This window comes from Pseudonocardia halophobica, from assembly GCF_027922425.1.
Classification (GTDB): domain Bacteria; phylum Actinomycetota; class Actinomycetes; order Mycobacteriales; family Pseudonocardiaceae; genus Pseudonocardia; species Pseudonocardia halophobica.
Window position 1 is genome coordinate 68,079 of sequence record NZ_BSFQ01000014.1, and the last position, 24,133, is coordinate 92,211.

At 72.6% G+C, this 24,133-nt stretch carries 21 protein-coding genes; 5 read left to right on the plus strand and 16 right to left on the minus strand.

The window, feature by feature from the left end:
• Positions 1 to 16: 16 nt before the first annotated feature.
• From rutA to PKE99_RS17930, 9 genes are all read right to left on the minus strand, one after another.
• Positions 17 to 1,069, minus strand: coding sequence for a pyrimidine utilization protein A (gene rutA, locus PKE99_RS17890; RefSeq protein ID WP_037048149.1), 1,053 nt, complete (start codon positions 1,067 to 1,069; stop codon positions 17 to 19).
• Positions 1,024 to 2,112, minus strand: a complete 1,089-nt coding sequence (locus PKE99_RS17895) for an LLM class flavin-dependent oxidoreductase (RefSeq protein ID WP_037048147.1) — start codon at positions 2,110 to 2,112, stop codon at positions 1,024 to 1,026. The genes rutA and PKE99_RS17895 overlap by 46 nt, the downstream gene beginning before the upstream one ends.
• Entirely contained in the window at positions 2,105 to 3,487 is a 1,383-nt protein-coding gene (locus PKE99_RS17900; protein WP_037048145.1) for an MmgE/PrpD family protein, read from the minus strand. Before PKE99_RS17900 ends, PKE99_RS17895 begins: the two co-directional genes overlap by 8 nt.
• A 59-nt stretch (positions 3,488 to 3,546) precedes the next feature.
• Complete coding sequence (locus tag PKE99_RS17905) at positions 3,547 to 5,196, minus strand: amidase (RefSeq protein WP_051737720.1); 1,650 nt, start codon at positions 5,194 to 5,196, stop codon at positions 3,547 to 3,549.
• A gap of 28 nt (positions 5,197 to 5,224) precedes the next feature.
• Positions 5,225 to 6,400, minus strand: a complete 1,176-nt coding sequence (locus PKE99_RS17910; protein WP_037048143.1) for an acyl-CoA dehydrogenase family protein — start codon at positions 6,398 to 6,400, stop codon at positions 5,225 to 5,227.
• Between the two features lies 1 nt (position 6,401).
• Complete coding sequence (locus PKE99_RS17915) at positions 6,402 to 7,607, minus strand: CaiB/BaiF CoA transferase family protein (protein WP_037048140.1); 1,206 nt, start codon at positions 7,605 to 7,607, stop codon at positions 6,402 to 6,404.
• Positions 7,604 to 8,128 carry a MaoC family dehydratase gene (locus tag PKE99_RS17920; RefSeq protein ID WP_037048136.1) on the minus strand — a complete coding sequence of 175 codons (525 nt, stop codon included), beginning with the start codon at positions 8,126 to 8,128 and terminating at the stop codon, positions 7,604 to 7,606. The genes PKE99_RS17915 and PKE99_RS17920 overlap by 4 nt, the downstream gene beginning before the upstream one ends.
• 14 nt (positions 8,129 to 8,142) lie before the next feature.
• Positions 8,143 to 9,552 (minus strand): MFS transporter, encoded by a 1,410-nt coding sequence (locus PKE99_RS17925; protein WP_037048134.1) that lies wholly within the window; start codon positions 9,550 to 9,552, stop codon positions 8,143 to 8,145.
• Positions 9,553 to 9,731: 179 nt separating this feature from the next.
• Positions 9,732 to 10,580, minus strand: coding sequence for an HpcH/HpaI aldolase/citrate lyase family protein (locus tag PKE99_RS17930; RefSeq protein WP_231498289.1), 849 nt, complete (start codon positions 10,578 to 10,580; stop codon positions 9,732 to 9,734).
• Between the two features lie 141 nt (positions 10,581 to 10,721).
• Here PKE99_RS17930 and PKE99_RS17935 point away from each other — a divergent pair, with 141 nt between their 5' ends.
• Positions 10,722 to 11,555: a FadR/GntR family transcriptional regulator gene (locus PKE99_RS17935; protein WP_051737719.1), complete on the plus strand. Its 834-nt coding sequence runs from the start codon at positions 10,722 to 10,724 to the stop codon at positions 11,553 to 11,555.
• Positions 11,556 to 11,988: 433 nt separating this feature from the next.
• On the opposite strand, the gene PKE99_RS17940 is transcribed toward PKE99_RS17935, so the two are convergent.
• Positions 11,989 to 12,780 (minus strand): DeoR/GlpR family DNA-binding transcription regulator, encoded by a 792-nt coding sequence (locus PKE99_RS17940; RefSeq protein WP_037048132.1) that lies wholly within the window; start codon positions 12,778 to 12,780, stop codon positions 11,989 to 11,991.
• A 296-nt stretch (positions 12,781 to 13,076) separates the two neighbouring features.
• Between PKE99_RS17940 and PKE99_RS17945 the strand changes: the two genes are divergently transcribed.
• The 3 genes from PKE99_RS17945 (at position 13,077) to PKE99_RS17955 (ending at position 16,029) form a co-directional block, all read left to right on the plus strand.
• Positions 13,077 to 14,768 (plus strand): sodium:solute symporter family protein, encoded by a 1,692-nt coding sequence (locus tag PKE99_RS17945; protein WP_037048130.1) that lies wholly within the window; start codon positions 13,077 to 13,079, stop codon positions 14,766 to 14,768.
• Between the two features lie 10 nt (positions 14,769 to 14,778).
• Positions 14,779 to 15,090: a hypothetical protein gene (locus PKE99_RS17950; RefSeq protein ID WP_231498288.1), complete on the plus strand. Its 312-nt coding sequence runs from the start codon at positions 14,779 to 14,781 to the stop codon at positions 15,088 to 15,090.
• 318 nt (positions 15,091 to 15,408) lie between these two features.
• The gene (locus PKE99_RS17955; protein WP_231498287.1) at positions 15,409 to 16,029 is read left to right on the plus strand and encodes a YigZ family protein; all 621 of its coding nucleotides are present in this window, start codon (positions 15,409 to 15,411) and stop codon (positions 16,027 to 16,029) included.
• Here PKE99_RS17955 and PKE99_RS17960 read toward each other — a convergent pair.
• The 6 genes from PKE99_RS17960 to PKE99_RS17985 form a co-directional block, all read right to left on the minus strand.
• A complete protein-coding gene (locus PKE99_RS17960; protein WP_037048128.1) occupies positions 16,026 to 16,637 on the minus strand; it encodes a UdgX family uracil-DNA binding protein in 612 nt (203 codons plus the stop codon). The two genes, PKE99_RS17955 and PKE99_RS17960, sit on opposite strands and share 4 nt — an antisense overlap.
• 178 nt (positions 16,638 to 16,815) lie before the next feature.
• Positions 16,816 to 17,532 carry a TetR/AcrR family transcriptional regulator gene (locus PKE99_RS17965; RefSeq protein WP_063739799.1) on the minus strand — a complete coding sequence of 239 codons (717 nt, stop codon included), beginning with the start codon at positions 17,530 to 17,532 and terminating at the stop codon, positions 16,816 to 16,818.
• A gap of 127 nt (positions 17,533 to 17,659) precedes the next feature.
• Positions 17,660 to 19,201, minus strand: coding sequence for a class I adenylate-forming enzyme family protein (locus PKE99_RS17970; RefSeq protein ID WP_051737717.1), 1,542 nt, complete (start codon positions 19,199 to 19,201; stop codon positions 17,660 to 17,662).
• A 37-nt stretch (positions 19,202 to 19,238) separates the two neighbouring features.
• The gene (locus PKE99_RS17975; protein ID WP_037048126.1) at positions 19,239 to 20,009 is read right to left on the minus strand and encodes a crotonase/enoyl-CoA hydratase family protein; all 771 of its coding nucleotides are present in this window, start codon (positions 20,007 to 20,009) and stop codon (positions 19,239 to 19,241) included.
• Complete coding sequence (locus PKE99_RS17980) at positions 20,006 to 21,271, minus strand: acyl-CoA dehydrogenase family protein (protein ID WP_051737716.1); 1,266 nt, start codon at positions 21,269 to 21,271, stop codon at positions 20,006 to 20,008. Before PKE99_RS17980 ends, PKE99_RS17975 begins: the two co-directional genes overlap by 4 nt.
• Positions 21,268 to 22,446: an acyl-CoA dehydrogenase family protein gene (locus PKE99_RS17985; protein WP_051737715.1), complete on the minus strand. Its 1,179-nt coding sequence runs from the start codon at positions 22,444 to 22,446 to the stop codon at positions 21,268 to 21,270. Before PKE99_RS17985 ends, PKE99_RS17980 begins: the two co-directional genes overlap by 4 nt.
• 210 nt (positions 22,447 to 22,656) lie before the next feature.
• Here PKE99_RS17985 and PKE99_RS17990 point away from each other — a divergent pair, with 210 nt between their 5' ends.
• Entirely contained in the window at positions 22,657 to 24,033 is a 1,377-nt protein-coding gene (locus PKE99_RS17990; RefSeq protein WP_037048123.1) for a 4-hydroxyphenylacetate 3-hydroxylase N-terminal domain-containing protein, read from the plus strand.
• Positions 24,034 to 24,133 lie beyond the last annotated feature (100 nt).

The following is a 24,133-nucleotide window of genomic DNA, read 5'->3' on the forward strand; positions in this document are numbered from 1 at the left end:
TCGATGCGAGCTCCGCTCAGCCGAGCAGCGGCTTCACCTTCGTGCCGAAGTCGTGCACGCCCTGCTCGAAGTCGTCGAAGGTGAACATCATCCCCTTGACCCCGGGCATGGTCGCGACCTGGTCGATCTGCCGCGCGATCGTCTCGTAGCTGCCCACCAGGGTCGCCATGTTGAAGTTCACGGCCCCCTCCGGCAGGTTGATCATCTTCGCGGTGCCGCCGGTGTCCGTGCCCGTGTCCTTGCCGCCCTCGTCCGCCATGTAGCCGAGCGCCCCGGCGTCCGCCCCGGCCTGGTAGGAGTCCCACTTGGCGCGGGCCTCCTCGTCCGTGTCGGCCATGATCGCCATGAACAGCGGCAGTGACCCGACGTCCCGGCCGGTCTGCTCGGCCGCCTTCGCGAGCCGCTGGGTGGACTCCCGGTAGACCTCCGGGTCGTTCACGCCGGGGCTGAGGATGAAGTTGTAGTCGCCCTGCTCGGCGACCATCCGCATGCCGCGGTCGGACTGCCCCGCGCAGACGATGTCGATGTGCCCGCTCGGCTTCGGCGACAGCACGCAGTCCTCCATCTGGAAGTACTGCCCCTTGAAGTCGCTGCGCCCCTTCTCCCACAGCTCCTTCATGACCTGGACGTACTCGGTCGAGTAGTCGTAGCGGTAGTTGTAGTAGTCGTCGCCCGGCCACAGACCCATCTGCGAGTACTCGCCGCTGGCCCAGCCGGACACGATGTTGATGCCGAAGCGTCCCGGCGCGATCGAGTCGATCGTCGTCGCCATGCGGGCCACCATCGCCGGCGGCAGCGTGAGGACCGCCGTGGAGGCGTAGAGCTTGATCCGCTCGGTGACGGCGGCCAGGCCCGCCATCAGCGTGAACGACTCCAGCGCGTGGTCCCAGAACTCGACCTTGCCGCCGAAGCCGCGCAGCTTGATCATCGACAGGGCGAACGCGAAGTCCTGCGCCTCGGCCTCCTGCACGATGCGCTTGTTCAGGTCGAACGTCGGCATGTACTGGGGCGAGTTCTCGGAGATCAGCCAGCCGTTGTTGGCGATGGGGATGAAGACGCCGAAGTCCATCGCGGACTCCCTTCGGGGCTCGGGGGACGGGAACCGGCCGGGGAGGACCGGAGCACGGGGGCCACCTCGCGCGCGAGCAGCTCGACGGAGGCCAGGGCGTCGCCGACGGGCATACCCGCCCAGTCGGTGCGCAGTACGAAGTGGTCGACCCCCAGCTCCCGCCACGGCAGCAGCGCCGCGAGGCAGTCCTCCGGAGAGCCCACCACGAACCGGTCCTCGGCGAGGTCCGCGTAATCGGTTCGGAACGACTCCTTCTCGGGCATGACACGGTCCTGCCCCCAGTCGGCGTAGACCGCGTACTTCCCGGCCAGGTGCGGCCGGGCCAGCTCGACCGCCCGCTCCCGCGTCGGGGCGCAGTAGATCTCCCGCATCAGCGGCAGCTCCCGCACGGGCTCCCGGCCCGCGGCGGCGCGCTCGGCGTGGAAGAGGTCGAGCTGACGACGGATGGTCGACGTCGTGGCGTGCGGGTTGATCATCCAGGTGTCGGCGAGCCGGGCCGCCCGCTTCACCGCGGCGTCGGAGTTCGCGGCCATCCAGACGGGCGGCCGACCCGCGGGCAGTGTCGTGGAGCGCACGCCGTCGAGCCGGCACCACTCGTTGTCCGCGTACACCGGCTCGCCGGACCACATCGCCTCGACGATCCGCAGGTTCTCCTCGAACCGCCGCACCTTCTGCCGCGGCGGGATCCCGAAGGCCGCGTACTCGACCTCCCGGTAGCCCAGCCCGACGCCGAAGATCGACCGGCCGCCGCACACGGCGTCGAGGCTCGCGAAGTTCTCCGCGGTGTCGACGGGGTTGTGCAGCGCGAGCAGGTGGATCCCGGTGCCGATCCGCATGTCGCCGGCCTCGGCGGCGAGCCGGGCGAGCCACGGCAGCGGCTGGATGTGCGAGAACGACTCCGGGAGGTGGTGCTGTCCGGCGAAGACCGAGTCCAGCCCGCCGTCGCGGGCCGCGCGCACGAGCGAGAGCTGCTCCTGCAGCGCCACCACCGGGTCCCGCCCGGCCGGCTGCTGGTGGGTCAGGAAGACGCCGACACTACCCACGACACGCCTCGGCGAAGTCGGCGGCGGCGGTGCCGTCGCCGAGGGACAGCACGGCGTTGAGCACCCGGTCGGCGGTGGCGGCGGGGGCGACCCGGCCGATCGTCTCCCGGAACTTGGCCACGACCTCCGCGTTGGTGAGCGGGCGCTCGTCGTGCCCGCGGTTGACCTGCTCGCGGTGCCGCAGCACCCGCCCGTCGGCCAGCTCGATCTCGACGGCGCCGGAGTACGCGGCCGGGAAGGCGCTGTCCGGGTCCTCGGAGACCCGCACCTTCTGCGCGAGGTCGAGGATCGCGGCGTCGCCGAGGGCGTCGTCCTCCAGCTCGGCGAGGGTGAACCGACCGCGGGTGAGCGCCGCGGAGACCACGAACGGCAGGCTGAACTTGGCGTCGTACTCGTCGCGCGGGACCCATTTCGCCTCGGCCGGCTCGCAGACGACCTTGCCCGGCACCGAGTGGATCGCGCAGCGGATCTCGGTGATCCCGGTCGCGCCGATCTCCGGGCGCAGCGTGAGGACGGCGTCGGCGAAGGCGTGGATGAAGTGGCAGATCGGGTACGGCTTGACGGCCGTGCGCACCAGCTCCCAGGTCTCCCCCAGCCGGTCGCCGACGGCCTCGGGGTGGGTCTCGCGCCCGGCGAGATGGGTGTTGTAGAGCCCGAACCGGCCCTCGTACACCGCGGGCGGGCCGCTCCAGCCGGCCTTGGCGAAGCTCGCCGCGGTCAGCCCGGACATCGCCGCCCAGCCCGGGTGCAGACGCTTGGTCCAGGCGCCGTCGGCGAGGAACTCCAGCAGCCCCGCACTCATCGATCCGACGACGCCCTGGGCCGAAGCCAGGCCGTGGGCGTCGAGCCCGGCGATCTTGCCGGCCGCCACGGAGGCACCGAACGCGCCGGCCACGGCGGTCGGGTGGAAGCCGACGTCGTGGAAACCGCCCGCGCCGCCGATGCCGACCCGCGCCGACACCTCGACGCCGAGGATGTAGGCCAGCAGCAGGTCCTCGGTGGTCGCGCCCCGGCTCACGGCCGCCGAGATCGCCGCGGGCAGCGCGGCAGCGGAGACGTGCGTGACGGCCGGGATGTGGGTGTCGTCGAAGTCCATGCCGTGGATCAGCACGCCGTTCAGGACGGCGGCGTCGCGCGGCGAGAGCCGGTCCGGCATCCCGAGCACCGGATGGGTGCCACCGCCGAAGGCGGACAACGCCTCCAGGGCCACCTTCGGGAACCCGTACGCCGTCGACGCGAAGGCCAGGCCGACGGCGTCGAGGATCAGGTGGCGGGCGCGCTCCGCCACCTCCGCGGGCACGTCGGACAGCTCGGCACGGGCGGCGAAGTCGCCGACCTGACCGGCGAGGGCGGTGCGGGCTGGGCTGAGGGTCATCGGTGAGCCTCCTGGTCGAGGGCGGACGATACGTCAGACGTATGTGCGCTGGGAAGGGGTCAGGCCGAGATCGGGGCCGTGCGGGTGTGGTGGTCGGTGCGGTCCTGGAACAGCTGGGCCGCCCGCAGCGCGGTCGCCTCCCCGTGCGGCGGGGCGATGAGCAGGGCCGAGACCGGGCAGCCGTCGGGTGCGAACCCGGTGGGCAGGGCGAGTCCCGGGGCCCCGGTGAGGTTGCCGAGCATCGTCGCGCGGGACTGCGCGGCGTAGAGCGGGTACCGCTCGCCGTCGACGGTCACGGTGCCGTCGGGCAGCCGCGGCGCGGTCGCCGGCGTGGTCGGGACGACGACGAGGTCGGCGCCCGCGAACACGCGCGCGAGCTCGTCCTGCAGCTCCGCCCGGAACTGCAGCGCGCGGAGATAGTCGCTCGCCGGCGTGGCGATCCCCTGGCTGATCCGCTTGACCGTCACCGGGTCGTACTCGCCCCACCGCGCGGCGTCGATCCGGTGCAGGGCCGCGGCCTCGGTGAACACGATCTCGTAGCCGATCGGCAGGGCCCGTTCGGCGCTCGGGATCTCGCCGGGGACGATCTCGGCCCCGGCGTCGACGAGGACCTCGGCGAGGTGGGCCACGCCGGCCCGGACGGCGCCGTCGCACAGCTCGGTGAGGTACCCGCCGGGCAGGGCGATGCGCAGGCCGCGCAGGTCGGTGGGCGGGCGCAGCGGGACGTCCGGCATCCGCGGGTCGACGCCGTCGGGCCCGCGGAGCAGGGCGAACAGCAGCGCGACGGTGCGGGCGTCGCGGGCCAGCGGGCCCACGGTCTCGGTGGTCCAGGACAGCGGGACCACCCCGGTGCGCGGGATCGCGCCCGCGGTCGGCTTGAGCCCGGTGAGGCCGCACCAGGCGGCCGGCAACCGGACCGAGCCGCCGACGTCCGTGCCCAGCCCGAAGGGGACGGCGCCGGCCGCCACCGCCGCGGCCGTGCCGGTCGAGGAGCCGCCGGCCCAGCGTTCGCGGTCCCACGGGTTGCGGCAGGGTCCGGTCAGCGGTGGGTGCGGGCCGCCGACGGCGAACTCCGTGGTGGCGTCCTTCGAGATCGGGATCGCCCCGTGCGCCTCCAGCCGCGCGACGACGGTCGCCGAGGCCGCGGCCGGGGCCGCATCGGCCCGGGTGCGGGACGCCGCCGTGGTCGGGACGCCCTCGACGTCGATCACGTCCTTGACCGCGAACGGCACGCCCTCGAGCAGCCGCGGCACCGCGCGACCGTCCGCCGCGGCTGCCTGCTCCGCGGCGCGCTCGTGCAGGAAGCGGATGGTGCAGTTCAGCTCGGCGTGCACCCGTTCCAGCCCGGCCAGAGCGGCCGCAACCCGCTCGGTGGCGGGCCCGGCGCCCCGCACTCGCGCCGCGGTCTCCCGCAGGCCCTCCGCACCGTCGAGGTCGAGCACCCCGAGCCCGTCGAGCCCGTTCTCGCTGGTCACCGGGGGTCGTGAGTGCGAAGTGCCGCTAGAGGGGCAGTCGGCACTCACGGGGCCCCGCAGCCAGGTCTCGCCGCGGAACGGGTCGGCGGTCTCCGGGCGCACCGGCAGGTCGCGGAGGGCGGCGGCCGCGGGTTCGGCGGCGGCCACCGCCTCGGCCATGTCCTTCACCTGGGCCGGGTCGAGGGCGTAGCCGAGCCGGACCGCCAGGGCGCCGAGCTCCTCCGGCGAGCTCATGCGGGGCCTTCCGCGACGCGAGGGTCCGTCACCGGATGGTCGCCTTCCCCGCGAGGAGGGCCTTGGCGACGACGCCGCGCAGCACGTCGTTCGTCCCCTCGCCGATCGACATCAGCGGGGCGTCCCGGTACAGCCGCTCGACCTCGAACTCGGTGGAGTAGCCGTAGCCGCCGTGGATGCGCATGGCGTCGGTGGCGCAGGCCAGCGCCTGCTCGGAGGCGAAGATCTTCGCCATCCCGGACTCGGTGTCCATCCGCACGCCGTCGTCCATCCGCGAGGCGGCCCAGTAGGTCATCAGCCGCGCCGCCTGCAGCCGCACCGCGATCTCCGCGAGCCGCATCTGCACGGCCTGGAACTCGCCGATGGCCTGCCCGAACGCGGTCCGCTCGCGGGCGTAGTTGAGCGCCTCGTCGTAGGCGCGCTGCGCGATGCCGACGCTGCGGGCCGCGATGTTGATCCGGCCCGTCTCCAGCGAGGACAGCGCCTGCTGCATGCCGCGGCCCTCGATCCCGCCGAGCAGCTGCGACGCCGGCACCCGGACGTCCGTCAGCACGACCTCGCAGGACTCGGTGCCCTTGTAGCCGAGCTTGCCGATGTCCTGCGTGACCTCGAAGCCAGGCGTGCCGGCCTCGACCAGCAGGATGCTCATCCCCTTGTGCGCCGGGCTGGCGGTCGGGTCGGTCTTCACCAGCACCGGCAGCGGGTCCGCGTACCGGGCGTTGGTGATCCACATCTTGGTCCCGTTGATCACGTACTCGGCGTCGTCCCCGGAGCCCTCCTTACGGGCGACGGTCCGGATCCCCTGCAGGTCGGTCCCCGCGCCGGGCTCGGTGAGCGCGATCCCGGTGCGGCGCTTGCCGGTCGCCAGGTCCGGGAGGTACTTCGTCTTCTGCTCCTCGGTGCCGTGCCGCGCGAGCATGAAGCACGAGACGGAGTGGCTGCCGAGGATGCCGGCGATGCCCATCCAGCCGCGGGAGATCTCCTCGAACGTCAGCGCGAACGACACCGTGTCGGCCGCGAGCCCGCCGTACTCCTCGGGGACGGCGAGGCCGAACAGTCCGAGCTGCTTCATCCCCTCGACGATCTCCGTCGGGTAGCGCCCGGACTGCTCCCAGTCCCGCGCGACCGGCACGATCTCCTTGTCGACGAAGTCCCGCAACGTGTCCCGGAACAGGCGCTGCTCGTCGTTCAGCTGGAAGTCCATCTCAGCCCTCCCCGAAGGCCCCGGACGCGCGCAGGGCGGCGATCCGGTCGTCGTCGTAACCCAGGTCCTTGAGGACGCGTTCGGTGTCCGCCCCCATCGCCGGCGCCGGACGTGTCGGCGCCCGGTCCGCCCCCGGCGGCCCGACCCGCACGGCGCTGCGCAGGCTCCGCACCTGCCCGAGCGCCTCGCTCTCCGTCTCGGCGATCAGGTTGCGCTCCAGCGTGTGCGGGTCCACCAGCGCGTCGGCCACGTCGTTGATCGGCGCGCACGGGATCGACGCCGCGTACATGGGCGCGAGCCAGTCGGCGACCGTGCGCGTCCGGAAGATCTCCTCCAGCAGCGGGATGATCACCTCCCGGTTCCGGTTGCGGTCGGCGAAGGTGGCGAATCGCGGGTCCTCGGCCAGCTCCGGGCGGCCCATCACCACGGTCAGCCGCTGCCAGAACTTCTCCTTGGCGCAGCCGACGACCAGCCAGCCGTCGGCCGCCTCGAAGGCCTGGAACGGGATCAGCGACGGGTGCGCGGAGTGGTGCGTGCGGGCCGGCTCGTAGCCGGCCGTCATGTGCCAGGTGCCCGGGTAGGTCAGCAGGCTGACGGCGGTGTCGTACAGCGACAGGTCGCAGTCCGTGCCGACGCCGTCCCGCCGGGCCGCGTGGATCGCCGCCAGCAGCGAGATCGCGGCGACGTACCCGCCGCAGTAGTCCACGAGCGAGAGCCCGGTCTTCTGCGGCGCCCCGCCCGGCTCGCCGGTCAGCGACATCCACCCGCCGAGGGCCTGCAGCACGTAGTCGTACCCGGGCTCCTTCGACCGCGGGCCCGTCATGCCGAAGCCCGTCAGCGAGCAGCAGACGATCCGCGGGTTGACCTCCTTGAGGTCCTCGTAGCGGATCCGGAGCTTCTCCGGGACGTCGCCGCGCAGGTTGGAGTACACCGCGTCGGCGCTGCGGACCAGGTCCTCGAACACCGCGCGGCCCTCGGGCGTGCGGATGTCGAGGGTGATCGAAGACTTGTCCCGGTTGAAGGACTGGAAGAAGAGGGAGTCGCCCGCCTCCGCGTACGGCGGCACGGAGCGCCCGACGTCCCCGCCCACCGACGGGTCCTCCACCTTGATGATCTCCGCGCCCAGCTCCGCGAGGTGCATGGAACCGAACGGGCCCGCCCCGTACTGCTCGAGCGAGACGATCCGGACGTCCTCCAGCGGCCTCACGCGTCCTCCAGCCGCAGCGGCGTCGCGGCCTGCGGGAACAGCGACTTCGCGCCGTCCGTGTCCCGCTTGTGCACGTAGAAGGTGCGCTTGAACGACAGCACCTCGACGGCGTCCTGGTTCAGCGTCCGGGTCTTGATCGTGACGATTCCGGCGTGCGGCCTGCTGCCCGACTCCCGCTTGTCGAGCACGATCGACTCCGACCAGATGGTGTCGCCGGCGAAGACCGGGGCGGTGAGCTTCAGCTCGTCGAGCCCGAGGTTCGCGAAGGCGTTCTGCGTGGTGTCGGTGACGGACTGGCCCATCGCGATCGAGATCGTCAGCGGCGAGGCGACGAGCATCCGGCCGAACTCCGACGACTGCCCGACCTGCGCGTTGAAGTGCGCCTGGTTGGTGTTCATCGTCAGGAGCGTGAACCAGGTGTTGTCGGTCTCGGTGATCGTGCGCCCCAGCGGGTGCTGGTAGACGTCCCCGATCTCGAAGTCCTCGTAGAACCGTCCCTGCCAGCCCGGCTTCACGGTCACGTGGGGTTCCTCCTTCAGCTGCGCTCGATGTCCTCGAGCCGGCGGTTGGTCGTGCGCTCGCCGAACAGGGCCATGACCAGGCCCATCAGGAGCGCGGCGAGCGCCAGGTAGGTGAACACGCCGGCCAGGCCGGTCCCGGTGTACAGCGCGGCGACCAGGAAGCCCCCGAGTACCCCGGCGAGCCGGCCGGAACCGTTGGCGATGCCGGAGCCGAGCCCGCGCAGGTGCAGCGGGAAGACCTCGGCGATGTAGGTGTACAGCGTGGCGACGCCGGTCTGCATCAGCATGGCCGCGCCGAAGCCGCAGACGATGATCGCGGCGGGGTGGTCGATCAGGCCGAAGAGCAGCAGGAACACGGCGACGGCGAGCTCGAGCACGAGGATTACCGTCTTCCGCTCGAACCGGTCGATGACCGGCATTGCGAGCAGGGCACCCGGCACGGCGGCGATGGCGAGGATCGACGAGTACGTGAGGCTCTCGGCCGTCGAGTAGCCGCGCTCGACCAGCAGCGTCGGCACCCAGGAGCTGAAGCCGTAGAACGACAGGATCAGGAAGACGCAGGCCGCCGCGGCGACCACGGTCTTGCGCAGCGTGGCGCCGCGCAGGAGCTCGGTCAGCTTCCCGGGCACGACCGGCCGGTCGGCGACGGGCGCCGGCAGCGGCTGCCCGGTCTTCTCCTCGGCCTGCGCCTCCAGCCGCGCGACGAGCTCCTCCTGCCGCGGGTCGCCGGTGCGGCCGTGCGCGGCGCACCAGCGGATCGACTCGGGCAGGGTGCGCAGCGCGACCACGCCCCCGACCGCGCCGAGCGCGCCGACGACGAAGATCCACCGCCAGGCGTCGGGCCCCATCGGCACGACGAGCCGGGCCACCCACGCCGCGATCGGCACGCCGGCGAGCCCGATGGCCAGCAGCAGCGCCTGGTAGCGGCCGCGCAGCGCCCGCGGGAACATCTCGCTCACCCAGACCAGCAGCACGCCGGTCATGGCCTGCAGTCCGAAGCCGGTGAGGATGCGCAGCACGCCGAGCATCAGCGGGCCGGTCGACAGCGCGCTGAGCAGCGAGAACAGCGAGTAGAAGAAGACGGCGCCGATCAGGACCGGGCGGCGGCCGATGCGGTCGGAGAGCCGGCCGCCGGCGATCGCGCCGAAGAACATCCCGACGAAGCCCGCCGAGGTGATCGCGCCCACACCGCCGATCGACAGCCCCCACTCGGTGCGCAGGGCGGGCGCGGCGTAGGCGAAGGAGTTGAGGTCGACCAGGTCGAACACGAACAGGAAGCCGAGCAGCCCCACCCAGCGGCGGTGGGCCGGCGTGACGACCGGGATGCGGTCGAGCCGGGCGGCGAGGTCGGCGGTCGGTGCACCGGTGGCCGGTGGGCCTGCGGACGTGCCGGAGTCGGTGGGTCGAGACGGTCCGGGTGTCATCGCGTGGCTCCCCTCGCGCGCTGCGGTGCGCGCTCGTCCCACCCCGCGCCGCGACGCACGGGGGCGGCCGGCGGGCCCCGACCACTTGTCGCACGCTAATCATCAGACGTTTCGACGACAAGGGGTCGGCGCCAACCTCACCCGTCCTCGGGCGTGAGTCGGGCGTGGGTCGGCGTGGGTCAGCCGGACTCGCCGGCGCGCAGCAGCAGGGCCCGCGCCCGCTCCACCACCGGCTTGTCGATCATCTTCCCGTCGACGACGGCGACCCCGCCCGCCGCCGACGCGCCGACCACCGCGCGGGCCCACTCGACCTGCTCGGGAGTCGGCGAGAACGCGATCGCGACCGGCCCCACCTGCGCGGGATGGATGCACATCTTGGCGGTGAAGCCCAGCGACAGGCCGTGCGCGCAGTCCTCGAGGAGGAGCTGCTCGTCCCGCACCGCCGTCGTCACGCCGTCGATCGGGGCGCCCGCGCCGGCGACCCGGCTGCCCAGCACCAGCGCCGAGCGCGCGAACCGCAGGGCCTCCCGGTCGACCGGGTCGACACCCAGCTCGCCGGCGAGGTCGACGCTGCCGAACCCGGCCCGCACCACGCCCTCGACCCCGCACACGTCGACGGCCCGGTGCACCCCGAGGGCGGTCTCGACCAGTGGCACGACCTGCGCCGCCGGGCCGAGCGCGGCGACCAGCGCGGCCACCTCGGCGGGGTCCTGCGCCTTGGGCAGCATGACCGGCACGGAGGTCGCCGCGATGGCCGCGACGGCTGCGACGTCGTCCTCGTACCACTCCGTCCCGGGCGGGTTGATCCGCACCATCCCGCGGTGCCCGGCGGCGAGCCACTTCCGCACGGCCTCGCGGGCGTCCGGCTTGGCCGCCGGCGCGACGGCGTCCTCGAGGTCCAGCACGACCAGGTCGGCGCCGGACGCGGCGGCCTTGGCGAAGCGCTCCGGGCGGTCGCCCGGCACGAAGAGGAGGGTCCGCGCGCCGAGCAGGTCGGCGGCGGCGGTCGGGAGCACGGGGTCGGTCACGGTGTCGGACGTTTCCACGCCGGATCGCCCCGGTCCACCCCGGGCCGTGGGTAGGCTGCGGGGACGCGGCGGCCGCGCACCGGCCGGTGCGCATCCGCCGACGTCCCACGCCGGGGCGCGAGAATCCCGGAGCGTGATCACATGGCCCCGACCCCGGAGCGCCGCGACGCCGCGGCTCCCCCGGCCGACGGGGCGGCGTCCGGCCGGGTGCCGTCCGGCCCCGCGGTCCGGGTCGGTGCGCCGATCGCCCACCTGCGCGTCCAGCGCGTGCGGCCGGCCTACCGGCAGGTGGCGGACGAACTGCGCTCCCAGATCATGCAGGGCATGCTCGAACCCGGCGCCCGGCTCCCCGCGGAGGCCGAGCTGACCAGGATGTTCGGCGTCAGCCGCTCCACCGTGCGGGAGGCGCTGCGGTCACTGGCGAGCCAGCACCTCATCGAGACCCGGCGCGGGGTGCAGGGCGGGTCGTTCGTCAGCGCGCCGGACCCCACGAAGCTGGTCGAGGACGTCGGCAGCGCGCTCGGCGTCCTCGTCGCGACTCCACAGCTCCGGATCGGCGACCTGCTCGAGGCCCGCCTGCTGCTGGAGCCCGCGGCTGCCCGGCTCGCCGCCCAGCGCGCCGACGAGGAGACGGTCGAGGCCCTGCGCGCCGCGGCCACGGCGCCGCGGGACCCCCGCGACCCGAGCGGCTTCGTCCCGCACCTCGACTTCCACACCACGATCCTGATGGCCACCGGGAACCTGATGTTCACGATGATGGGCCAGCCGGTCGGCGACGTGCTGCGGACCAAGCTCGACCGCGCCGCCGTCGCTCGCGAGCAGTGGGACGAGGTCGACGCCTGCCACGCCACGATCGCCGAGCACATCGCCCGGGGCGAGGCGGAGCAGGCGGAGGAGGCGATGCGCACTCACCTCCTCGACCTGCGCGAGCTGTACGAACACCCCGGCACCTGGCGCGGTCGCCCCCGCGCCTGACCGGTCCAACCGAAGTGCCCAGCGGCCATGATCACCGGCCGGGACCGACTTCGGCCGCGTACAGCCGCCGACGGTCCCACACGGCGATCACGGGCAGAGGCGCTCCCTCACGCCGGCGACCTGCAGGCCTCGTCCGTCGACATGGTCACCATGTGGGACACCTCAGCGCCACACACGGCCGGCGATGGTCGTGGACAACGATCACCGACCACGGCATTCCCCGCACGCCCGGCCGGCAGCAGACCCGCCGGCCTGCATGATCGCCATCTGCGACACGTCGGCGCCGTATACGGCTGCCGGCGGTCCCGAACGGCGATCATGGAGACGCCGCGCCGGAACGCCACCGCGACCCGGTGATCACCGGCTGCGACCATTCCCCGCCAGGATCGACGGCTTCGACGGACACACCCGACGATCACTCCCTCGCGAACGCTCAGCCGCGGGCGGGCGCGAGGACCAGCTGGTCCACCTCGCCCTCGAGCACCGCGCGGGCGTCGTCGTCGAGGCCGTCGTCCGTGACGAGGACGTCGGCCTCGGAGAGCTCGGCGATCGTGGAGATGCCGGCGGTCCCCCACTTCGTGCTGTCGGCGACCACCACGAGCCGCTGACCGGCCTCGACCAGCGCCCGGTCGGTCTCGGACTCCATCAGGTTCGGGGTGGTGAAGCCGCTGGCCGCGCTCATCCCGTGCACGCCGAGGAACACGACGTCGAGGTTCAGCGAGCGCAGCGCCGCCACGGCGACCGGCCCGACCAGCGCTTCCGAAGGCGTGCGGATCCCGCCGGTCAGCACGACGGTGCGGTCGGGGCGGCGGGCGGCGTGCAGGACCTCGGCCACCGCCATCGAGTTGGTGACGACGGTGAGGTCGGCGACGTCGGTGATCCGGCGGGCCAGCGCCCACGTCGTGGTCCCCGCGGACAGCCCGATCGCCGTGCCGGGCTCGACGAACCGGGCGGCGGCCTCGGCGATGGCCTCCTTCTCCTCCTGCTGCCGGCCGGACTTCACCGCGAACCCGGGCTCGTCCGTGCTGGCCGCGACGGGACCCACCGCCGTCGCGCCGCCGTGCACCTTGTCGACGAGCCGCCGCCGGGCGAGGACGTCGAGGTCCCGGCGGACGGTCATGTCCGACACCCCGAACCGCTCGGCGAGATCGGACACGCGGACGGCGCCCCGCTCACGCACCTGTTCGAGGATGAGCTCCTGGCGTTGACGCGCGAGGAGGCTCACGACCGCACACCCTCGTCCCGCACCACATCGCACACAATGCAACGCCACCACACGGGCGTCAACGGGCCGATCGGACAGATGCGTGCAGGATCCGCGCAGATCCACCGGCCTCCCCGGATCAAGGTTCGGTCTCGTTCGCACATACTCGACCGATTCAGCCTGTCGGATAATGTTCAGTTTCGCGCGGGAAGGGGTACCTTGCGTCCCGACACGTACCGCACCGGGACCGGCGAGGGAGCCGCTATGACGCGAACCGGACGGGGCCGCACGGCGGCCCGGCTGCGAGGCGGACTCGCATGACGACAATCCTTGCGCAGGCGCAGACGGACCTCCGGCTCGACGCCACCGTCCTCGACTACCTGCTCGTCGCCTTCTACTTCCTGCTGGTGCTCGGCATCGGGTACGCGGCCCGCCGATCCGTGTCGTCGAGCCTCGACTTCCTGCTGTCTGGGCGCTCGATGCCCGCGTGGGTCACCGGGCTCGCCTTCATCTCGGCCAACCTGGGCGCGCTCGAGCTGATCGGCATGGTCGCCAACGGTGCCCAGTACGGCATCCCGACCGTGCACTACTACTGGATCGGCGCGATCCCGGCGATGGTGTTCCTCGCGCTGGTGATGATGCCGTTCTACTACGGCAGCAAGGCGCGCAGCGTCCCCGAGTTCCTCTACAAGCGTTTCAACCGGACCACCCAGCGCGTCCAGGCCGTGATCTTCGCGCTGTCGTCCGTGCTGATCGCGGGCGTGAACCTCTTCTCGCTCGGCCTGCTGCTGGAGGCCCTGCTCGGCTGGTCGCTGGCGGTGGCGATCCCGGTCGCCGCAGTAATCGTGCTCGCCTACATCACCCTCGGCGGGCTCTCGGCGGCCATCTACTCCGAGGTCCTGCAGTTCTTCGTGATCCTCGCGCTGCTGATCCCGATGACCATCGCCGGGCTCAACCGGGTCGGCGGCTGGGACGGACTGACGCAGGCCGTCGCCGGCGGGCCGGGTGGGCCCGAGGAGCTGTCCTCCTGGCCGGGCACCACGCTCACCGAGATCGAGAACCCGGTGTGGTCGGTGATCGGCATCGTGTTCGGCCTGGGCTTCGTGCTCTCCTTCGGCTACTGGACCACGAACTTCGCCGAGGTCCAGCGCGCGCTGTCCGCCAAGAGCATGTCCGCGGCCAAGCGCACGCCGCTGATCGGCGCCTACCCGAAGGCGTTGATCCCGCTCGTCATCATCATCCCCGGCATGATCGCCGCGGTCCTCGTCCCACAGCTGCAGACGTTGAAGGCCGGTGGCCAGACGGACGTCACCTACAACAACGCGCTGTCGCTGCTGATGAAGGAGGTCCTGCCGAACGGCATCCTCGGCGTCGCGATCGCGGGCCTGCTCGCCGCGTTCATGGCCGGCATGGCGGCGAACATCAGCTCGTTCAACACGGTGTTCACCTACGACATCTGGCAGGACTGGGTGAAGCCGGGCAAGCCGGACCGGTACTACCTGCAGGTCGGCCGGTGGATCACCGTGATCGGCTGCGTACTGGCCATCGCCACGGCGTTCATCGCGTCCGGCTCCGGCAACATCATGGACTACCTGCAGTCGCTGTTCAGCTTCTTCAACGCGCCGCTGTTCGCGATCTTCATCCTCGGCCTGTTCTGGCGGCGGATGACCGGCACGTCGGCGTGGATCGGACTGCTCGCGGGTACCGCGGCCGCGGTGATCGTCAACATCCTCACCACCACCGGCGTCCTGAGCCTCTCCAGCCAGGCGGGCAGCTTCGTCGGCGCGAGCGCCGCGTTCATCGTGGGCGTGCTCGTCGCGATGGGCGTGTCCTTGGTGAGCACCCCGAAGCCGGCCTCCGAGCTGACCGGGCTCGTGTGGAGCCTGACCACCAAGGAGGAGCGGGTGCACTCCGCAGAGGGCGACGACGCGGGCTGGTACCGCAGTCCTCCGGTTCTCGCGGTGGGCGTGCTCGTCCTGACCGCCATCCTGTACATCATCTTCTGGTAAGGGGCGGATCATGGCGGAACCGAACGGAACCAGGGCCGGGCAGGACGCTCCCGTCTCCATGACCGCGGCGCGGCTGTTCGACCTGCGGACCGTGCTCGCACTGCTCTACGGCGTCTACGGGATCGTGCTGCTCATCGTGGGCCTGGTGTCCACCGACCAGGCCGACATCGACAAGGCGGGCGGCTGGAACATCAACCTGTGGAGCGGCCTCGTGATGATCGTGGTCGCGGCGCTGTTCGCCCTGTGGGTACGGCTGCGTCCGTTGAAGCACGCCGCGGTCGAGGGGACGGCCGGCGACACTGCCGGTCCCCCCGGGCACTAGAGCCGGACCGTGCCCGGTCGGCTCCGCGGGGGCGTCAGCTGCGGGAGCCGACCGGGTACTGCGGGTTGAACGCGTGGAGCGTCCAGTCGTCGAAACGGCGGACCGAGCTGCGGACCGTGGTCCAGAACGTGGTCATCTCTTCCTTCCCATCGGGATTCTTCTTCGTCGTGAGGGCCTGTCGCCGGTCCCTCGCCCGGTGTGACGAGCCGATCTTCTGAATCGTTACCGAACCCCGCCGGAACGCGAGCGGCGTCACAGCGCGTACCCGAAAACGGGGATGACGGCGGAGCGGGCGCCCCGCCCGGTAGCGTCGCCGGAATGCCGGACCCGCTGCTCGTGATCGCCCGGGACGGCGAGCACGAGATCGAGATCCAGCGCTCCCGCTTCCTGTGCCGCCTGGTCCGGGTGCCCGACACCGAGGCCGCCGCCGCGGTGATCGCCGACGTCCGCCGCGAGCACTGGTCGGCCACCCACAACTGCACGGCCTTCCGCGTCGGCCGCGCCGGCGAGGTCCAGCGCTCCTCGGACGACGGCGAGCCCGCCGGCACCGCGGGCGTCCCGATGCTCGAGGTGCTGCTGCGGCGCGAGCTCACGGACGTCGTCGCCGTGGTCACCCGCTACTTCGGCGGCGTCAAGCTCGGCGCCGGCGGGCTCGTGCGCGCCTACGGCCGGGCCGTGTCGGAGACGGTCGACGTCGTCGGGGTGCTCCGCCGCGTCCGGCACACCCGCTTCCTGCTCGCCGTGCCGCACGCCGACGCCGGCCGGCTGGAGAACGCCCTGCGCGCGGCCGGGTACCCGGTCGCCGACGTCGCCTACGGGCGGGACGTCGAGATCACCGCCACCGCCGCCGAGCCGGAGGGGTTCCACGCCTGGCTGGCCGCGCAGACCGGCGGGAGCGTCGAGGCGGTCGAGGTGGGCGAGGTCGACGTGGAGGTCTAGGGCCGCGCCCCGGCGATGACCTTCAGGTCGGCGACGAAGGCGGCCAGCAGTTCCTGCCGCTCCTTCGGGTCCGACCGCAGGATCGACGACGGGTGCACCGTCGGCACGACCGTGCGCCCGTCCTGCTCCAGCAGCTCGCCGCGGTGGTCGGTGATCCGGAAGTCCTGGCCCAGCAGCGACTTGGCCGCGACCGCGCCCAGCACCCCGACGACGGGCGGCCCGACCAGCCGCAGCTCGGCGTCGAGCCACGGGCGGCAGGCCCGGACCTGGCGCACGGTCGGCTGCTTGTGGATGCGGCGCTTGCCGCGCTCCTCGAACCGGAAGTGCTTGACCGCGTTGGTCACGAACACCTCGTCGCGGGCGATGCCGGCCTCGTCGAGGGCCTGGTCGAGGACGCGCCCCGCCGGGCCGACGAAGGGCTTGCCGGCCTTGTCCTCCTGGTCGCCGGGCTGCTCGCCGACGAGCATGAGCCATGCACTCCGCGGGCCCTCACCTCCGACCGTCGGCCCGGCCGCCTTGTAGAGCTCGCACCCCGTGCAGTCGGCTTCGACCTCGCGCAACCGGTCGAGGTCGGTCACGGACGGGGCGTCGGCGGCGGGCTCGGTCATGCGGGAGCAGTGCCCGGCCCGGGACCTGGCGAAACTCCCGACTCGCGGTGCCGGAACTCCCGACTCGCGGTGCCGGAACTCCCGACTCGCGGTGCCGGAACTCGCGACTCGCGGTGCCGGAACTCCCGACTCGCGGTGCCGGAACCCCGACGCGCGGAGGGCCACGGCGACTCGCGGGTCAGGCCGGGGCGGTACCGGCGGCCGTGCGCCAGGAGGTGGAGTCGTCGACCCCGATCGTGCGCGCCCACACCGTGGTGAGCGACTCGAGCACGTCCTCCTCCTCGAACGGTTTGCCGAGGGAGAGCCAGACGTAGCAGGTGTGGTCGGCCATCGCCCCCAGCACCTGCACCGTCATGAACGGGTCGAGCGTCGGGTCGGCGATCCCGTCGGCCTGCTGCCGCTTGAGCACCCGCTCGAGCTGCGCCAGCCAGGCCTCCCGGACGTGCAGCCGCGTCTCGCGCATCTCCGGGGTGAACGTGCCGACCTGCTCCATCAGCGCGATCATCCGGGCGTTCTCCCGGTAGACCTCGATGTAGCCGCGCAGACCGGCCCGGATCCGCTCCCGCATCGACGCCTCGCGCGGGACCACGGTGGCGGCCGCCACGTCCGCCATCATCCGCTCGACGACGATCTCGCAGACCTCGCGGAAGATCGTGTCCTTCGAGTCGAAGTAGCTGTAGAACGTGCCCTGCGCCACCCGGGCCTCGGCCACGATGTCGGCCACCCGGGCGTCGACGAACCCCTTGCGCTCGAAGACCGTGTGGGCGGCCTCGAGCAGCTGGTCACGGCGCTGCTGCCCCTTGTCGGTCTGCGGGCCGCTCTCCCGCCGCTGCTGCTGCGGGTCGCTGGCGCCGGTCACCCGCCTGCCGCGGGTACTGCCGCCGCGCGATGCCATCGTCCGTCCCTTCGGAGCCGTCCGGCCCCCCGTCATCGCGGCCCCCGAGGCGGGATCCGGCCGCGCGTCCCACCGTCCGGACGGACGAGTCTAGCGGCCGTGACCTGCGCGGTCGCCGCGCGGGCAGTCACGACCCGGTCCGTCTGAGCTCGCGCTTGAGGATCTTGCCGCTGGCGTTCATCGGCAGCTCCTCGCGGACGACGACCTCCGCGGGCACCTTGTACCGGGCGAGCCTGCCCCGGCACAGCTCGACGAGCTCGGCGGCCAGCTCCTCGTCCGTCCCGGTCCACGAGGGCGCGGTGACGAAGGCGCGCACGGTCTCGCCCCAGTGCTCGTCCGGCACCCCGACCACGGCGCACTGCACCACCGCCGGGTGCTCGGCCAGCACCGTCTCGATCTCGACGGGGTAGATGTTCTCGCCACCCCGGATGATCATGTCCTTCTTGCGGCCGTGCAGGTAGAGGTAGCCGTCCTTGTCCCGGTAGGCCATGTCGCCCGCCCGGAACCAGCCGCCGGCGAAGGCCCGCTCGGTCTCCTCCGGCATGTCGAGGTAGCCGTCCATGACCATGTCGCTGCGGGTGGCGATCTCGCCGACCTCGCCGACGGGCACGTCGTTGAGGTCCTCGTCGACCAGCCGCAGCGCGATGCCGTACCCGGGGCGCCCGATCGAGCCGAGCAGCTCGGTACGCCCGGCGAGGGCGAGCCGATGCTCCTCCGGGGTGAGGAAGGCCTGCAGGCCCGCCTCGGTGCCCGCGCCGAAGAGCTGCAGGAAGTCGCAGTCGAAGACGTCCATCGCGCGGCGCAGCAGGGTGGGCGACATCGGCGCGGCACCGTAGTAGATGAGCCGCAGCCGGTCGTAGGTGTGGTCGGCCACCCCGGGCTGCTGCAGCAGCGTGCTGATCATGGTGGGGACGAGGAACGCCCCGGTGATCCGGTCCTCCGCCATGAACCCGAGGACGGTCTTCGGGTCGAACTGCGGCAGCAGCAGCGAGGTGAACCCCGTGGCCACGCCGCCCAGCAGACCGGCGATGCCGGTGACGTGGAAAGCGGGGGCGGCGACGTAGCGGATGTCGTCCGGGCGCGGCTGGTTGGTGATCATCCCGTGCTCGACGATCGCCTTCATCATCCCCTGGGATTGCAGCACACCCTTCGGCGTGCCGGTCGTCCCGGAGGTGAAGGCCAGGCCCAGCAGGTCCCGGTCCTGGCAGACGACCGGCGGCTCGACGTCCTGCCCGGTCTCCACGAACCCGTCGAACGCGGTCTCCATCTCGACCACGAGCCGCAGCGACGGGTGCTGGTCGGCGATGCCGGCCAGCAGGTCGGCGTACCGGGCGTCGTGGAACAGCGCGACGGCCTGCCCGCGCTCGAGGAAGACGTCCACCTCGGGCCGCATGAGCCGGTAGTTCAGCGGCATGTAGACCGCGCCGAGCTTGAGGCAGGCCAGCACGATCTCGACGTACCGGTGCGAGTCGAGCGCCAGCACCGCCAGCCGGTCGCCCCGCCCGATCCCCTGCGCCTGCAGCGCCGAGACCAGCTTGTTGACCCGGGAGTTGGTGAGGGCGAACGAGTGCTCCGTCCCGTCGGGGAACAGGAACGCCGCCTTGTCGGGGTGGCGCGCCGCGGACAGCGGGAGCGCCTCGCCCAGGGAGAACGCGAGCGGGGCCGTCATGGGATCTCCTCGTCGAGAACCGATGGGGAACGAGCTGCTACTTGCCGCGCCAGACGGGCGCGCGCTTCTCCGCGAAGGCGAGCGCGCCCTCGCGGGCGTCCTCCGAGGAGGAGATGGGATCGGCGACCTCGCGCTGGCGGGCCCACTTCTCCTCGGCGGGCCAGCCGAGCGACTCGGCGACGATCTTCTTGCTGATGCGGACGGCCAGCGGACCGTTCGCGGTGATCTCGCCGGCCAGCGCGAGGGCCGCGTCGAGCGCCCCGCCGGTCGGCACCAGGCGGTTGACCAGGCCGAGCTCGGCCATGCGGGTGGCGGTCATGTGGTTCCCGGTCAGCGCCAGCTCCATCGCCACGTGGTACGGGATGCGCTCGGGCAGCCGGAGCAGCCCGCCGCCCGCCGCGACCAGGCCGCGCTTGGCCTCCGGGATGCCGAACGAGGCCCCCTCCCCCGCGACGACCAGGTCGCAGGCCAGCACGATCTCGCAGCCGCCGGCCAGGGCGTAACCCTCGACGGCCGCGATCAGCGGCTTCTCCGGCCCGCGCTCGGTGACCCCGGCGAACCCGCGGTCCCCGACGTAGGGCCGCTCGCCGCGGACGAACGCCTTGAGGTCCATCCCGGAGCAGAACGTGCCGTTCGCGCCGGTCAGGATGCCGACGCGCAGGTCGGGATCGGAGTCGAGGCGGTCCATCGCCTCGGCGACCAGCTCGGCCAGCCGGGAGTTGACGGCGTTGCGGGCCTCGGGGCGATCGAGGGTGACCAGCAGCACACCCTCGACCGGCGTCGTGACGTGGACGGGCTCGGTGGTCACCCGCGGCCCCTCTCGTTGAAGGGCAGGTGCCGCTCGGGATCCGGGTCCTTCGGCAGTCCCAGCACCCGCTCGGCGATGATGTTGCGCTGGATCTCCGAGGTCCCGCCCGCGATCGAGTAGGTCTTCATCGCGAGGAACCGGTCCGCCGCCTCGCTCCCCTCCGCGGGGTCCCAGGCCACGGCACCGTCCGCCTCGAGATCGGTGCCGAGCACCCCGAGCTTCTCCGCGAGCACCGAGTGCGCGAGCTTGCGGATCGAGCCCTCGGCGGTCGGCGCGGCGTCCCCGGAGGCGACGAAGCTGCGCACCGTCGTCATCTGGAGGACCTTCTCCTCCACGTAGGCCTCGAGCAGCCGGTCCCGCAGCACCGGGTCCTCCCAGGACCCGTTCCCGACGGCGCGGGCGACCAACTCGTCCGCCTCCCCCGGCCCGACGGCGGGGCGCCCGGACAGCCCGTTGCGCTCCTGCATCAGGGTGGTGATCGCGACCGACCAGCCCTGGTTGACCGGGCCGATCCGCGCGGAGTCCGGGACCACGACGTCGGTCAGGAAGGTCTCGTTGAACTCGGCGTTGCCGGTCATCTGCTTCAGCGGCCGCGGCTCCACGCCGGGCGTGCGCATGTCCAGCAGGAAGTAGGTGATGCCGCGGTGCTTCGGCGCGCTCGGGTCGGTGCGGGCCATGAGCAGCCCGAAGTCCGCGAGGTGGGCGTAGGAGTTCCAGACCTTCTGGCCGTTGACCAGCCAGGTCCCGTCCGCCTGCTGGACCGCCCGCGTGGACAGCCCGGCCAGGTCCGAGCCCGCGCCCGGCTCGCTGAACAGCTGGCACCAGAACTCGCGGCCGCGGCGCAGCGCGGGCAGCCGCTCGGCCTTCTGCTCCGGGCTGCCCCATTCCAGGATCGTGTGCCCGGCCAGGACGAGCCCGACGAAGTCCCGGTTGTGCCGCTCGGCCCGGTACCGCGCCAGCGTCTCGGTGACGACGGCGCCGCGATCGGCGGGCAGCCCCAGGCCGCCGTGCTCGACGGGCCAGGTCGGGGTGGCCAGCCCGGAGTCGCCGAGCAGGTCGAACCAGGCGGGCCCGCGCTCGGGGTCCTCGCGGATCGCCTCGACGGCGGCCAGGTCGCCGCGCGCGACGGCGGCCTGCCAGTCCTCGGGCAGGTGGGCCCGCAGCCACGCCTCGACGGCGGCGATGATCTCCGCGTCCGAGGCGCCGGCGGCGAGCGTGACCCGCTCGGTGACGGGTTCCGTGCCGGGTTCTGTCACGGTCATGCGGGGATCCCCTCGGTGGTCGAGCGCGCCGGCACGGTGGGCACGAGCGCGGGAACGAGCTCGGCCCTGGCCAGCTGCGGGGAGCCGAGCAGCGCCCGGTCGGCGCGGGCCCGGCGGAGGTAGAGGTGGGCGTCGTGCTCCCAGGTGAAGCCGATGCCGCCGTGCAGCTGGATCGCATCGAGCCCGGTCTGCAGGAAGGCGTCGCCGCAGTAGGAGCGGGCGATCGCCGCGGCCTGCGCGAACTCCGGCGTGCCGGGCTCCTGCCAGGCGGCCCAGTAGGCCGCGGAGTGCGCCATCTCCTGCCGGACGGCCATGTCCGCCAACCGGTGCTTGACGCCCTGGAAGGAGCCGATGAGCCGGCCGAACTGCCGGCGGGTGCGGGCGTACTCGGCGGTGAGGTCGGTCGCCGCGGTCATCCCACCGACCTGCTCGGCCGACACCAGCACGGACGACACCGCCCGGGCCCGGGCGAGGACCACGGCCCCGCGGCCCGGGTCGCCGAGGGCACGTGCGGGCGTCCCGTCGAGGGTGATCCGGGCGGCGCGGCGGGTGAGGTCGAGGGTCTCCAGCGGGGTTCGGGTGAGCCCCGCGGCACCGGTCTCGACCAGGTAGGGAGCCGGTCCGTCGGGCCCCCGGGCGGCGACGACGAGCAGGTCGGCGTCGCCGCCGTCAAGGACGACCGGCGCGGTGCCGGTCAGCCGCCCGGCGGCGTCGGCCGTGGCCGTGACGACGGGCTCGCCGGCCGGGCCCCAGGCCTCCACGGCGAGGGCGGCGGTCAGGGAGCCGTCGGCGATCCGGGGCAGGTACTCGGCGGCCGGACCGCCGTCCGGGCCGTCCTCCCCGCCGTCGGCGGCGAGCAGGACGGGGGCGGCGAGCCCGACGGTCGGCAGGAACGGGCCGCCGTACAGCACCCGCCCCATCTCCTCGACGACGATCGCGAGGTCGAGCAGGGTGCCGCCGAAACCCCCGTACCGCTCGGGGAGGGCGAGCCCCTGCAACCCGACCTGCTCGGCGAGCTCGGACCACAGCGCGGGGTCGTGCCGCTCCCCCGCCTCGGCCAGCTCGCGGGCCCGCGCCACGGGCGCCCGGTCGGCGAGCACACGCCGCACGGTCTCGCGCAGCCCACGGTGCTCGTCGGTCCACCCGAACTCGGGTTCACGCTGCTCTGCGTACACGGCCGACAGCGTGCAGCGGATGTGACGTCGGTGTCAATCTCACTTTTTCGTACCGCCTGCGAGCTGCCCGATCGTTCGCAAACTGGTGGTTGACATGACCGGAGTCACGGTCGATATTGCCACATGACGACGACGTCACAATCACTCGCCGGACCCTCCTGGGCCGGCCGCCGGCGTCGTCCATCCGCCGACGATCTGGAGCGCCAACGCATGCTGACCGGCCAGGAGTACAAGGAGTCCCTCAAGGACGGCCGGAAGGTCTACTTCCAGGGCAGGCTCATCGAGGACATGGACGCCGAGCCCGGCCTGTCCGTCCCGCTCAACGCCGTCGCGGACGGCTACGACAAGTACTACTCGTCCGCCCCCGACGCGGTGAACCCCGTGGTCAGCGCGCCGCGCAGCGTGCAGGAGCTGCGAGACCGGATCCCCGAGCTCATGGAGCTCGACCTGGTCCTCAACGTGACCTACCAGTCCCTGATGACCGTCCTGGTCGCGGCGGGCCGGCTCGAGGGCGCCGCCCCGCAGTACATCCCGCGCATCGAGGCCTACGTGGAGAAGGCCCGCCGGGAGGACATCCGGATCACCGAGTGCATCACCGACGCCAAGGGCAACCGCAGCCTGCACCCGGGCAAGCAGGAGGACCCCGACGCCTACGTGCGGGTCGTCTCCCGCAGCGACGACGGCGTGGTCATCCGGGGCGCCAAGCTGCACATCAGCGGCGCGGCGCTGGGCCACGACCTGATGGTCATGCCGACCAAGACGATGCGCCCCGGCGAGGAGGACTACGCGATCGCCTGCGCGGTCCCGGTCAACTCGCCCGGCGTGCACATCACCAACACCACCTACCACCCGCTGCACGGCGACCCGCGGGACTACCCGGTGTCGTCGCACGAGTCCATGCCGGACTCGATGTGCATCTTCGACGACGTGTTCGTCCCCAACGAGCGGGTCTTCCTCGACGGCGAGACCGAGCACGCCGCGGTGTTCGCGCACTCCCTGGGCCTGTGGGAGCGCCTCGGCGGGATCTCGTTCATGGTGCAGCAGGCGGACGAGCTCGTCGGGCTCGCGCACCTGATCGCCGAGGCCAACGGCACGGCGAAGGTCTCCCACGTCCGGGAGAAGATCGACGAGATGATGATCCACGCGACGCTGCTGCGGGCCGGGCTCGAGGCCGCGATCGCGAACGCGCACAGCACGCCCGAGGGCTACTACTACCCGGACGACATGTTCACGAACGTGACCAAGTACCAGGGCGCGTCGCAGTTCGGCGTGATGGTGCGCCACCTGCACGACATCGCGGGCGGGGCCGTGGTCACCGCGCCGTCGATGGCGGACTTCGAGAACCCGACGCTGCACCCGTACCTCGAGAAGTACATGAGCACGGGCGGCGGGATCTCGGGCGAGTACCGCTCCAAGCTGTTCCACGCGATCCGGGACACCACGGCCGACGCCTACGGCGGCTGGCACCTGGTGACCAACATCCAGTCCGGCGGTGGGCTCTACGCCCAGCGCCTGGTGACCCGCAAGAACTACGACCTGGACCGGGCGCGCGCGCTCGGCCTGAAGGCCGCCGGCCTGGCCAGCTGACCGGCCCGGCCCGCTCCTCCTCCCCCGACGGAAGCAGGCCCGGCGGGACGCGCCCCCGACGACGTGGGCGCCCCCGCCGGGCCGCTCCCCCGTGCCCGCG